At 72.1% G+C, this 12335-nt stretch carries 12 protein-coding genes; 5 read left to right on the top strand and 7 right to left on the bottom strand.

The window, feature by feature from the left end:
* Positions 1-48: 48 nt before the first annotated feature.
* Genes PS271_RS18135 through PS271_RS18120 form a run of 4 tightly spaced genes read right to left on the bottom strand, consistent with a single transcriptional unit; the run spans position 49 to position 4024 of the window.
* Positions 49-1596 (bottom strand): GntP family permease, encoded by a 1548-nt coding sequence (locus tag PS271_RS18135; RefSeq protein WP_398382967.1) that lies wholly within the window; start codon positions 1594-1596, stop codon positions 49-51.
* 30 nt (positions 1597-1626) lie between these two features.
* The gene (locus tag PS271_RS18130) at positions 1627-2031 is read right to left on the bottom strand and encodes a RidA family protein (protein WP_398386920.1); all 405 of its coding nucleotides are present in this window, start codon (positions 2029-2031) and stop codon (positions 1627-1629) included.
* A gap of 23 nt (positions 2032-2054) precedes the next feature.
* Complete coding sequence (locus PS271_RS18125) at positions 2055-2825, bottom strand: IclR family transcriptional regulator (RefSeq protein WP_120753476.1); 771 nt, start codon at positions 2823-2825, stop codon at positions 2055-2057.
* On the bottom strand, positions 2822-4024 hold the full coding sequence (locus PS271_RS18120) for a PfkB family carbohydrate kinase (protein ID WP_398382965.1): 1203 nt from the start codon (positions 4022-4024) through the stop codon (positions 2822-2824). The genes PS271_RS18125 and PS271_RS18120 overlap by 4 nt, the downstream gene beginning before the upstream one ends.
* Before the next feature lie 184 nt (positions 4025-4208).
* Between PS271_RS18120 and PS271_RS18115 the strand changes: the two genes are divergently transcribed.
* The 4 genes from PS271_RS18115 (at position 4209) to PS271_RS18100 (ending at position 9022) form a co-directional block, all read left to right on the top strand.
* Complete coding sequence (locus PS271_RS18115; protein ID WP_398382963.1) at positions 4209-5504, top strand: alanine racemase; 1296 nt, start codon at positions 4209-4211, stop codon at positions 5502-5504.
* Between the two features lie 97 nt (positions 5505-5601).
* A complete protein-coding gene (locus PS271_RS18110; RefSeq protein ID WP_398382961.1) occupies positions 5602-7206 on the top strand; it encodes an N-acyl-D-amino-acid deacylase family protein in 1605 nt (534 codons plus the stop codon).
* Between the two features lie 76 nt (positions 7207-7282).
* Positions 7283-8494: a pyridoxal phosphate-dependent aminotransferase gene (locus PS271_RS18105; RefSeq protein ID WP_398382959.1), complete on the top strand. Its 1212-nt coding sequence runs from the start codon at positions 7283-7285 to the stop codon at positions 8492-8494.
* A 96-nt stretch (positions 8495-8590) separates the two neighbouring features.
* A complete protein-coding gene (locus tag PS271_RS18100; RefSeq protein ID WP_398382957.1) occupies positions 8591-9022 on the top strand; it encodes an SCO4983 family protein in 432 nt (143 codons plus the stop codon).
* Between the two features lie 541 nt (positions 9023-9563).
* On the opposite strand, the gene PS271_RS18095 is transcribed toward PS271_RS18100, so the two are convergent.
* Both PS271_RS18095 and PS271_RS18090 read right to left on the bottom strand, forming a co-directional pair.
* Positions 9564-9767: a hypothetical protein gene (locus PS271_RS18095; RefSeq protein WP_398382956.1), complete on the bottom strand. Its 204-nt coding sequence runs from the start codon at positions 9765-9767 to the stop codon at positions 9564-9566.
* Entirely contained in the window at positions 9730-10191 is a 462-nt protein-coding gene (locus tag PS271_RS18090; RefSeq protein WP_398382954.1) for an ATP-binding protein, read from the bottom strand. Before PS271_RS18090 ends, PS271_RS18095 begins: the two co-directional genes overlap by 38 nt.
* Positions 10192-10319: 128 nt before the next feature.
* On the opposite strand from PS271_RS18090, the gene PS271_RS18085 reads away from it, so the two are divergent.
* Complete coding sequence (locus PS271_RS18085) at positions 10320-11624, top strand: NsdA family TPR-like regulatory protein (protein WP_398382953.1); 1305 nt, start codon at positions 10320-10322, stop codon at positions 11622-11624.
* Between the two features lie 8 nt (positions 11625-11632).
* Here PS271_RS18085 and PS271_RS18080 read toward each other — a convergent pair whose 3' ends face one another.
* Positions 11633-12166, bottom strand: a complete 534-nt coding sequence (locus tag PS271_RS18080; protein WP_398382952.1) for an NUDIX domain-containing protein — start codon at positions 12164-12166, stop codon at positions 11633-11635.
* Positions 12167-12335 lie beyond the last annotated feature (169 nt).

The raw sequence follows: 12335 nt of genomic DNA, 5'->3' as shown, positions 1-12335 counted from the left end.
CCGTGCGTGCGGCCCCGCCGGTCCGGAGGGAGGACCGGCGGGGCCGCGTCACGGCACCACCGCGCTCAGCGCCGCCGCCACCGCGAACCCCGCCACCGACAGCACCGACTCCAGGACCGTCCACGACGCCAGCGTCTCCCGCTCCGGGATGCCGAAGTACGTGGAGACCATCCAGAAGCCGCCGTCGTTGACGTGCGAGGCGAAGACCGAGCCCGCCGAGATCGCCACGACGACCAGGGCCGCCTGCGCCTGCGAGGGGCCGCCGCCGGGACCGCCGGCCAGCAGCGGGGCGACGATGCCCGCCGTCGTCACGATCGCCACCGTCGCCGAGCCCTGCGCCACCCGCAGGACGACCGCGATCAGCCACGCCAGCACGACGACCGGCAGGCCGGCCCCGGCGAACGCGTCGGCCAGCGCCTGGGCCACGCCGCTCCCCTTGAGGACCGCGCCGAAGACGCCGCCCGCGCCGACGACGAGCAGGATGTTGCCCACCGGCTTGAGCGAGGCGGTCGAGACGGCCTCCAGCGACGTACGGGACCAGCCGCGCCGCAGACCCAGCAGCCAGTACGCCAGCAGCAGGGCGATCGTCAACGCCACGAACGGGTGACCGAAGAACTCCACCACCGAGCGGCCCGTGCTCGGCGCGAACGCCACCGAGGAGAAGGTCGCGAGGAGGATGAGCAGCAGGGGCGTGCCGATGACGGCGAGCAGGGTGCCGAGCGCGACCGGTTGCTCGGGGGCCGGCCCCTTCGATGACGGGCCCTTCGATGACGGGCCCGGCGGGCCTGACGAGCCCTTCCGCGCCGCCGTCGCCGTCGCCGCCGTCCGCTTCGCCTCCTCGGCCGCCGCCGCCATCTCCTCGGGTACGGGGACGAAGACGCGGCGGCCGATCCACGCCGCGTACGCCCACGCCGCCACCACCGCCGGCACGCCCGCCGCCGCGCCCATGAGGATCACCAGACCGAGGTCCACGTGCAGCAGCCCGGCCGCGGCGACCGGGCCCGGGTGCGGCGGTAGGAAGGCGTGGGTCATGGAAAGGCCGGCCAGCAGCGGCAGCGCGTACAGCAGAATCGATTTTCCGCTGCGCCGGGCGGTCGCGTACACGATCGGCGCGAGGACGAAGATGCCGACGTCGAAGAAGACCGGTATGCCGAAGACCACGCCGGTCACGCCCATCGCGAGGGGCGCGCGGCGCTCGCCGAAGAGGGCGCGGAGCCGGCCGCTGAGGGCCTCCGCGCCGCCGGAGGCCTCCAGGACCGAGCCGAGCATCGTGCCGAGCCCGACGATGACGGCGATGTGGCCGAGGGTGCCGCCCATGCCGGACTCGACGAGCGAGACGGCGCCGGACTTCTGGACCGTGCCGAAGAGCTCGGTCACGGACAGCCCGGCGCCGAGGCCGACGGCGATCGAGACGGCCAGCAGGGCCACGAAGGGCTGGAGCCTGGCCTTGATGATGAGGAAGAGGAGCAGGGCGATGCCGAGGGCGGCGACGGTCAGCAGACCGGCGGTGCCCGGGACGAGGGCGAGCAGCCCTCCGGTGCGGCGCTCGGCCGCGTACGTGACGGTCTCGGCGGACACGTCGGCAGCGTCGGGCACGACGGGCACCCCCCGGCCTCGTGACGGCCGTCAGCCGAGGACGGCGAGTGCGTCGATCTCGACGAGCAGACCGGCGGGGAGGCCGACGTAGACGGTCGTACGGGCGGCGGGGACGGCCGTCAGCCCGGCGAAGTACGCGTCGTAGAGCTCGTTGAACTCGGCGAAGTGGGCGGTGTCGGTGAGGTAGATCCGCATCATGATCACGTCCTCCCAGGTCGCGCCGCCCTCCTCCAGGACCGCCTTGACGTTGGCGAGGGTCTGGAGGGTCTGGGCGCGCAGGGTGTCCCCGGCGGGCGTCGGCGGCCGGCCCTCTTCCGCCGGCAGGAAGCCGACCTGGCCGGCGACCTGAAGGATGTTGCCCTTCCGCACGCCGTGCGAGAACTTCGCGGGCGGGGTGGTGTGCGTGGCGGGAGTGAGAGCTGTCTTCTCGGTCATGCCGGTCATGCCGGTCACGTCAGTCATGAGTTCGCTTTCTGGAGGGGTGGCGGTGTCGTACCGGAGTACTCCGCGCTGATGGCGTCCGCGGTGCGGCGCAGCAGCGGGAGGAGTTCGAGGAGTTCGCCCGTGCCGACGACGACGTTCGGCGCGGAGACCGAGCAGGCGGCGACGGTGCGGCCGTCGGTGCCGCGGACGGGTGCGCCGATGCAGTTGATGGACTCCTCGTGGCCGCCGAAGTCCGTGGCCCAGCCCTGTTCCCGTACGGTGGCGAGCTCCTTGAGGTACGCGGCGGCGTTCGGCGTCGAACGGGCCGTGTAGGCGGGGTAGTCGAGGCGCTCGGCGACGGCGCGCCGCTCGGGTTCGGGCAGGTCGGCGAGGAGCAGTTTGGCGACGGCGGCGACGGTGATCGCGACGGGCTTGCCGATGCGCGAGTACATCCGTACGGGGTAGCGGCTCTCGACCTTGTCGATGTAGAGGACCTCGCCGTCCTCGTACACGGCGAGGTGCACGGTGTGCCCGCAGCGCTCGTTGAGCGCGGCGAGGTGCGGGTGGGCGATCTCGCGGACGTCGAGGTTCTCGGCGGCCTGCTGGGCGAGGGCGAACAGGCGGGTGCCGAGGCGGTAGCGCTGGTCCTGCTGCCGGTAGACCATGCCGTGTTCGTGGAGGGTGCGCAGGAGGCGCAGCGCGGTCGACTTGTGGACACCGAGGCGGGCCGCCACCTGCTCCAGGTTGGCCGGCCCCTCGGCGAGGAGCGGCAGGATCCGCAGGGCGCGGTCGACGGTCTGGCTCATGGGGTGCGTTCCTTCGCGCTGGCGGGGGCGGGGGCGGCCGTGGACCGGGGCGGGGGCTCCGTCGTGGGCCCGGTCGTGGGCCCGGTCGTGGGCTCGGTCCAGCCCGGGGCGAGTCGCAGTCTCCCCCACGCCGCGGGGCCGAGGGCGGCGAGCCGGTCGGCGTGCTCGCGGCGGGGCGGGGCGGCGAGGTCGCCGGGGACGGTGAGGGCGGCGGCGGCCATGAGGTGACCGTGACGCAGGCACTGTTCGATGCCCAGCCCGCGGAGAGTGCCGGAGAGGAAGCCCGCGGCGAAGGCGTCCCCGGCGCCGACGGGGGCGACGACGCCGACGGAGGGGGCGGGGACGGAGACGACCGCGTCGGCGGGCGGCGTCGTGCCGGAGCCTTCCGCGTCAGCGCGTACGTACGCCGTCGCCCCCGCCGCGCCCTGTTTCACGACGAGGATCCGCGGTTCGGGGAGGGCGGCGCGGATCGCGGCGGGGCCGTGGAGGCCCCAGGCGGCTTCGGCTTCGTCCTCGCCGACGAAGACGAGGTCGCTGCGGCGGGCGAGGGAGGCCAGGACGGCGGGTCCGTCAGGGGCGTTCCGCCACAGCGCCACGCGGTAGTTGACGTCGAAGGAGACGAGGGGGCGGCCGGGGCGGCGCTCGGTGAGGGCGCGGAGGAGGGCGAGGCAGCCGGCGGAGAGGGCGGCGGTGATGCCGGTGAGGTGCAGGACGCGGCCGGACCAGGCGGTGGCGCGGCGGACCAGGGCCGGCGACATGGCGGAGGCGGCGGATCCGGCGCGGTAGTAGAGGACTTCGGAAGGGGGCGATCCGTCGGTGACGGACGGCAGGACCGGCAGGCCCACGGACCGTTCCCCTGCCGTACGGAAGTACACGCCCGTCGGCCGGGCGGGGTCGCGCTGGACGGCGGAGACGTCCACGCCGTACGCGGCGATCGCGGCCACCAGGTGGTCGCCGAAGGCGTCCGCGCCGACCCGGCTCACCCATGCGGCCCGGTGCCCGGCGGCGGCCAGGGCGCAGGCGACGTTGGACTCGGCGCCGCCGATGCCCCGGGCGAAGAGCGCGGCGTCGGCGAGCGGCTCCCGTTCCGCCGCGGGCCGGAAGGCGGCCATCGACTCGCCGAGGCACACGACGTCGGGGCGCGGGGCCGCGCCCGGGCCGGCGTCCGGGGTGCCCCTCGGGGCGGCGGCTGCGGTCACGGTCGGCCCTCGCTCCTCGCTCCCGTCCGGGGTCTTTGTACGCGTCCTGTCACGGTCGCTCCCGGGGCGTGAGACGACCGTTGACCCGGTACTTGGCGGGATGTTAGACAGCAGCCAGCGCAGTACGCAACGGTCGTTGCACAGAGTGCAACAACAGCACACCCCAGACACCCCGGGAGGCTCCATGGCCACTACCGACGCCACCGACGCCGCCGATGCCGTGGCCCGGCTCGCGGACACCCGCGTCGACCACCGCTTCAAGGGCCTGCCCCCGGACGCCGAAGGCCTGACCGTGGGCGCTCTGGCCGCCGAGCGCCGCTCGCTGTTCACGGGCGGCTTCACCACGCCCGTGCTCGCCCTGTCGGCGGAGGCGCTCGACCACAACCTCGCCCTCATGGAGCGCTGGTCCGCCGGGCACGGCCTGGCCTTCGCCCCGCACGGCAAGACCACGATGGCGCCGCAGCTGCTGGAGCGGCAGATCGCGCACGGCGCGTGGGGGATCACCGCGGCGACCGTCTCCCAGGTCCGCGTCTACCGCGCGCACGGCATCCGCCGCGTCTTCCTCGCCAACGAGGTCGTGGACGCCGCGGCCCTGCGCTGGCTCGCCACCGAGCTGGACGCCGACCCGGGCTTCCGGCTCTTCACCTACGTCGACTCCGTCCGCGGCGTCGAACTGATGGACGCCGCCCTGCGCGCGGCCGGGGCCCGCCGCCCCCTCGACGTCGTCGTCGAGCTGGGCGCCGAGGGCGGCCGTACGGGCGCCCGCACCGAGGCCGACTGCACGGCCGTCGCCGACGCCGTGGCCGCCGTGACCACCCTGCGGCTGGCGGGCGTCGGCGGCTACGAGGCGGAGATCCCGGGCGCGGACGGCGACCTCGTCCGTACGTGGCTGCGCCGGCTGACCGCGCTGGCCGCCGAGTTCGACAAGGCGGGCCGGTTCGGGGACGTGGCGGAGATCGTCGTGAGCGCGGGCGGCAGCGCGTGGTTCGACGCGGTCGCCGAGGTCTTCGCGGAACTGCCGGCGCTGTCGGTGCCCGTGCTGAAGCTGCTGCGGTCGGGCGCGTACATCACCCACGACGACGGGGCGTACCGGAAGAAGACCCCCTTCAACCGGCACCCGGACGAGGGCGAACTCCGCCCGGCGTTCCGCCTCTGGGCCCAGGTCGTCTCCCGCCCCGAACCGGGCCGCGCCTACCTCAACGCCGGCAAGCGGGACGTGCCGTACGACCTGGACCTGCCGGTCGTACGGGCCGTGCGGTCCGCACGGGACGGCTCCCTGCGGGGCGGCGACGGCATGACCGTGATCGGCCTCGCCGACCAGCACGCGTTCGTGGAACTCGCGGAGGGGGCGGAGGTGGAGGTCGGCGACTGGGTGGGCCTGGGCCTGTCGCACCCGTGCACGGTGTTCGACAAGTGGCAGTTGATCCCCCTGGCCACGGAGAACGGCACGGTCACGGACTACATCCGCACGTTCTTCTGACGGGCGCGGCCGGCGCATTTTCCCGCCGCAACGGCGCGCAACCCCACCGGACGTGCCCGGCGGTGCCGGGCCGTCCTCGACCCAGGGAGCGCAATCAATGGACACCGTGTTCCGGAACGTGCGCGTCATCGACGGCTCCGGCGGCCCCTCCTACCGGGCCGACGTCGCGCTGGCCGCAGGCCGCATCGCGGAGATCCGGCGCCCGGGGGACGGCCCGCGCCCCACCGCCCGCCGCGTCGTGGAGGCGGACGGCCTCGCCCTGTCCCCCGGCTTCATCGACATGCACGCGCACAGCGACCTCGCCCTCCTGCGCGACCCCGCCCACACCGCGAAGGCCGCCCAGGGCGTCACCCTGGAGGTCATCGGCCAGGACGGCCTGTCGTACGCGCCGGTCGACGACCGTACCCTCGCCGGCGTCCGCGCCCAGATCACCGGCTGGAACGGCGACGGTGCCGACATCGACTTCACGTGGCGCACCGTCGGCGCATACCTGGCCCGCCTGGACCAGGGCATCGCCGTCAACGCCGCCTACCTCCTCCCCCAGGGCACGCTCCGCGCCCTCGTCGTCGGCTGGGAGGACCGCCCCGCGACCCCCGCCGAGACCGGGCGCATGAAGCGGCTCGTCGCGGAAGGGCTGGCGGAGGGGGCGGTCGGCCTGTCGTCGGGGCTGACGTACACGCCCGGCATGTACGCGACGGACGCCGAGCTCACGGAGCTCTGCCGCGTCGTCGCCGCGTACGGCGGCTACTACTGCCCGCACCACCGTTCGTACGGGAAGGGCGCCCTCGCCGCGTACGAGGAGATGATCGCGCTCACCCGCCGCGCCGGCTGCGCCCTGCACTTGGCCCACGCGACCATGAACTTCGGCGTGAACGAGGGCCGCGCCCCCGAGCTGCTGGCCCTGCTCGACGCGGCGCTCGCCGCGGGCGCGGACATCTCCCTCGACACGTACCCGTACACCCCCGGCTGCACCACGCTCGCCGCGATGCTGCCGAGCTGGGCGGGCTCGGGCGGCCCGGAGGCGGTCCTGGCGCGCCTGCGCGACGACGCGACGGCCGGCCGCATCCGGTACGCGATGGAGACCGAGGGCGCGGACGGCTGCCACGGCGTACCGATCGACTGGGAGACGATCGAGATCTCGGGCGTCGCGCACCCGCACCTCGCCGCGGGCCACGTCGGCCGCACCGTCGCCCGCGCCGCCCGCGAGCGCGGCGAGGAGCCGTGGGCGACGGCGCGCCGCCTGCTGGTCGAGGACCGCCTGGGGCCGACGATCCTCCAGCACGTGGGCCACGAGGAGAACGTCCGCACGATCATGCGGCACCGCGTGCACACGGGCGGCAGCGACGGCATCCTGCACGGCGCGAAGCCCCACCCCCGCGCCTACGGAACGTTCCCGCACTACCTCGGCCGGTACGTGCGCGAGCTCGGCGTGCTCTCCCTGGAGGAGTGCGTGGCGCATCTCACGTCGCGCCCCGCGGCCCGGCTGAGGCTGCCCGACCGGGGTCTCATACGGGTCGGGCACCGCGCGGACCTCGTCCTCTTCGATCCGGAGACGGTGGCCGCCGGCGCCACTTTCGAAGCCCCGCGAACGCTTCCGACCGGCATTCCTTATGTCCTGATTGCCGGACGCTTTGTGATGGAAGACGGCCGCCGGACGGACGTCCTCGCCGGCCGGGCCGTCCGGCGCACCGCACGGCCGTGATCAGCGGCTTCGGGGCGGCGACGGCGCACCCGGAAACGGCGCGCACCCCGTGCCGCACCCCCGTATGGTGGCCGTCATGCAGGTGATCCAGTCAACGAAGCTCGCCAACGTCTGCTACGAAATCCGTGGCCCGGTGCTCGAGGAGGCCATGCGGCTGGAAGCGGCAGGTGAGCGCATCCTCAAGCTGAACACCGGCAACCCCGCGATCTTCGGGTTCGAGTGCCCGCCGGAGATCCTCGAGGACATGGTGCGCAACGTCGGCGACGCGCACGGCTACGGCGACGCCAAGGGCCTGCTCTCCGCCCGCCGCGCGGTGGTGCAGCACTACGAGACGAAGGGCATCGAGCTCTCCGTCGAGGACGTCTACCTCGGCAACGGCGTCTCCGAGCTGATCCAGATGTCGATGCAGGCGCTGCTGGACGACGGCGACGAGGTCCTCGTCCCCGCGCCGGACTACCCGCTGTGGACGGCCTCGGTCTCCCTGGCCGGCGGCACCGCCGTGCACTACCGCTGCGACGAGCAGGCGGACTGGATGCCGGACCTCGCCGACATCGAGCGCAAGGTCACCGACCGCACCAAGGCCCTCGTCATCATCAACCCGAACAACCCCACGGGTGCGGTCTACGACGACGAGATGCTGCGCGGCCTGACCGAGATCGCCCGCCGCCACAACCTGATCGTCTGCTCCGACGAGATCTACGACAAGATCCTCTACGACGGCGTCACGCACACCCCGACCGCCGCCATCGCCCCCGACCTGCTGACCCTCACCTTCAACGGCCTCTCGAAGGCCTACCGGGTGGCGGGCTACCGCAGCGGCTGGATGGCGGTCTGCGGCCCGAAGTCCCACGCCGACAGCTACATCGAGGGTCTGACGATCCTCGCCAACATGCGGCTGTGCGCCAACATGCCGGCGCAGCACGCGGTGGCCACGGCCCTCGGCGGCCGGCAGACGATCAACGACCTGGTGCTGCCGGGCGGCCGGCTGCTGGAGCAGCGCGACGTCGCGCACGAGCTGCTGACGCAGATCCCGGGCGTGACGTGCGTGAAGCCGAAGGGCGCGCTGTACGCCTTCCCGCGCCTCGACCCCAAGGTCTACAAGATCAAGGACGACCGGCAGATGGTGCTGGACCTGCTCCGCGCCGAGAAGATCATGGTCGTCCACGGCACGGGCTTCAACTGGCCCGAGCCGGACCACTTCCGCCTGGTCACGCTGCCGAGCGCCAAGGACCTGGCGGACGCGGTGACCCGCATCGGGAACTTCCTGGACGGCTACGGCCAGCCGTAAGGCACCCGGGCCCGACCCCCTCTCCCTGTAGAGAGAACAACTTTAGACGCCGTCTAAGTTAGGATGGCCTTCTGAGGCATTCCCAGGAGGCCATCCATGTACGAGCCGATCCGGACGCAATCGGTCCACACCATGGCCGCACAGCGCTGCGGCATGCGCGGCCTGCACCGCTCCCGCGAGGAAGAGCTGGACATCCGGCTCGCCTGGCATCTGACCGCCCTGCTGACCCTGACCGACGAGCTCCGCGCCCTGAGCCCGTCCCCCGCCCTGGACGCCGCCGCGGACCGGCTCGCCGACCGCATCACGCACATGCGCGGCCACGCCCCGCTCCGCGCCACTCCCTCGACCCCCACCGCGGACCACAGCACCCCCGCCCGCATCACCGCCCTGCACCAACGGGCCCACCAACTGGCCGGCCAGGCCCTGGTCGTCGCGACCACAGCCGGGGACACAGCGGGCGAGGCCCTCGCCGCGGAGCGACTGTCGGCACATGCGGCGGCGCTGGGGATCCCCGGGGCCGGCCACTAGGCGCGGCCGGCGTGGCTGCGGCGCAACTAGCGGCCTTGCACCCACCACAGCACGAAGCCGACAGCCCCGGTTCCGCACGCATACGAGGCGCCACGCAGGAAGTTCGTGGCGACGAGTCGAACATAGCTGCGCAATTGACCGTTCAGGCGGCCGGAAGCCGGCGGACGACCCTCCAAAGACTGCACACTGAGCCCCTCTCGTCCCTTTACCGTGAACTGGCTTAGTACCGAGCGGAGTTCGGTGCGCTGACATGCGGCGACCACCCCGGTACCATCGGTACCGGGGTTCTTGATCGTTCCCCTGCCGGACCACCTCATTGCTTCCAGGCTCGGAGGTGGTCCGGTTTTGCGTGTGACGGTTGTCGTACGCGTCGGCCCCGTCTACGGGGGAGCCTGCCCTTCCCGCTGCCGCCGAGCCACGCGATCAAGGATCCGCCGCAACGCGGCTTCGCTGTCCTCCGGCGTCACCGGCGGCAGGCGCAGTCGAAGATCATTGAGTACCTCATCCAGGCTCTGTTCCAAGAGGTGCGCCCGAACCACCGTCATCGCCTCAGCTGACGCCAGTACAGCGAGGTCTGGACTTCGTCCGTCGGCTGCAGACGCACAGGAGATCCGGCCTTGAAGACCAGCACCAATTCCCTACCGCGCGATGTCTCCAAGCTGCGGATGTCCTTGATCTCGCGGATGTCGCCGCGGATGCTCACCATGTCATCGGGCTGCAGTTGTGACGCACTGATGAGTGCCACTGCGATCTCCTTTCACGGCCGGTACTGCCAGCACCGCCCACACTGATTTGCCGACGCCCACCCGGTTGCTTACGCCCCAGGTGATCGACAGCTCGCCGACCAGAGTCAGCCCGCGTCCCCCCTCTGCACGCTGCGAGCGGGCGGAGGGCCACTGCTCGCAGGCGTCATCGACCTTGATGCGGAGGGCTCCGGCCTCCAGCTGGAACCGGGTTTCGATCTCCCGGCCCGGTGAAACCCGCCCATGAACCACTGCGTTGGTGAGAAGCTCCGAGAGGACCAGGAGCGCGGCGTCCTCGACCGACGCCAGCCCCCAGGTCTCAAGTGCCTCGCTCAGCACCGCGCGCGCCAGGCCTACGCAGCGGGGGTGGCGGGACCAACGCCACACCACCTCTTGCTCGTTCGTGCGTACCTGTCTTCCCGACATGCGCCCAAGATTTCCAAGCAAGCGGGCGCGCCATAAGGCCCAATGGATTACCCAGGGTGGGTAGCATCGCGTGAGGGAGAACCGCAGCGATGATCAGCGCAAGCCGACCGCCAGCTGGAGCGCCGCGTATGCCGAACCAGTCCGAAGTCCCTGACCTGCCCGCCAGGTTGCTGTCCGACCCGGAGATGGTCGCCGCCTGCCGCGAACGGGATTTCGCCAAGGTCTTCGTGCTGGTGAGGCGAGCTGGGCTGTATCCGTCCCTGATCGCGCAACGGATCGGTCAGACACCGAGCCGAGTCGGGGAAGTGATCTCCCGCAAGCGCGCCTTCCGGGACATGCACGTCATCGAGCGAATCGCGGACGGCCTGCGGATCCCCGGGGCCATGCTCGGCTTGGCCGGCCGGGAATGGGAAGTCCAGCCGGCGGCGGGCCCCGTCCCGCAGCGAGCGACGCCCAGCCCCGCGCCCATGCCGACCAGCACGATTCCCGGTACGGACCTGGACAGCATTCTTGCCGTCGCCACCGGCCCGCGGCTCAGCCCGTCCACGCTCCGCGCGCTCCACTCCTCCATCGAGGACTACTGGCGGCGCGACGACGAGCACGGCGGCGAGGTACTGCGCCCTGCTGTGGTGGGCCAGCTTCGCTACGTCGTTGAGCTGATCAAGGATGCTGCCGACGACCTGTACCGGCGCGGCCTCTACGGAATCGCCGCTGAGCTTGCCCGGCTCACCGGCTGGACGTACTTCGACGCCCGGCAGTACAGCCAGGCCCGCACGTATTTCACCGAGGCGCTGCAACTCGCGAAGGCCGTTGACGACCGCCGGTTCATGGCCAATGTCCTGGCGTGCATGAGCCTGCAGGCCACCTACGAGGACCGCCCGGCGGACGCTGTGGCGCTGTCCACCGCCGCGCAGGATGCGGCCCGTGGGCACGGCGGTACGCCCCGGGTCATGTCGATGCTGTCGATGCGGGAAGCGTTCGCGCACGCCTCCATGAACGACCACGCCGCCACCCACTCCGCGCTCGCGGAGGCTCACCGTCAGTTCGAGCAGATCTCGTCCGGCGACCCGGACCCGGCGTGGGTGACGTACTTCGATGAACCCAAGCTGATCGTCGACACCGGCATCGCCCACGGCCGGCTCGGTGACGCCCGCACTGCCGAGCCTTTGATCGCAGACGCTCTGCGGCGGGAGGACGCCCGTAACCAGCGCGGCCGCGCCTTCCACGCCTACTGGCTCGCCACCACCCAGCTCCAACGCGGCAACGTCGACCAAGCATGCAGCACGGCCACTCTCGCTCTGGAGACGGCAGCCTCCGTCGGATCCGAGCGGGTCATGGGGCACCTGCGGGACTTCCAGATGCAGCTCACCCCGTACAGCCGACAGCCCGAGGTCGCGGCCTTCCGGAGGCGGCTCCGGGCTGCCCAGCGGTGACCAAGTGATCAGCGGATCGCTTCGTCCATCAGCACGTACAGCACGCCCACCAGCGAGCCACTGCTGACGATCTCCCGTCGGTCGATCATGCCGCGGACCTTGTCCAACGGGACCCACTCGATCCGGTCGGACTCGTTCTTCTCGGTCGGCGGGCCGATGTACGTGGCGCTGTCGGCGCGGAACACGTAGTGCTGCGAGTCCGTGATCCCATTGGCAGGCTCCGCGTACACCAGTGGTCTTACCGACTCGGGACGCCAGCCCGTCTCCTCCTCGACCTCCCGGACGGCGGCTTCCTCGGGGGTCTCGCCCACCTCGATCAGTCCCATGGGCAGTTCCCAGGCCCAGGAGTCCGTGATGAACCGGTGCCGCCACATCATGAGGAGCTCACGCCGCTCGTTCACCACGGCCGCCACGGCGAGGTGCCGCAGCCGGACCACGTGGTGTTCCCACCGCCGGCCGTCCGGCTGCTCCACGTCGACCAGGCACAAGTTCACCCACTCGTTCGTATAGATCTGCCGCTCGCCATGGGTCTTCCACTGCATGTGAGTTGCCCTCCGTCGCCGACTGCCGTCCAGCATCCCAGAGGGGTATCCCAAGTGGGTAAGTCCCGGTCAGGCCCAGTAGGGGAGTTGGCGCGCGACGGCGCCCTCGCTCGTTCAGCGCTTCTGGAAGCAGGGGTCCGGCCATGCGGCGATCGGGTCGCCGACCGTG

This window comes from Streptomyces sp. SCA2-17 (genome assembly GCF_044336695.1).
The sequence above is the reverse complement of the archived record's forward strand: the minus strand, read 5'-3'. Positions and strand labels throughout refer to the sequence as shown.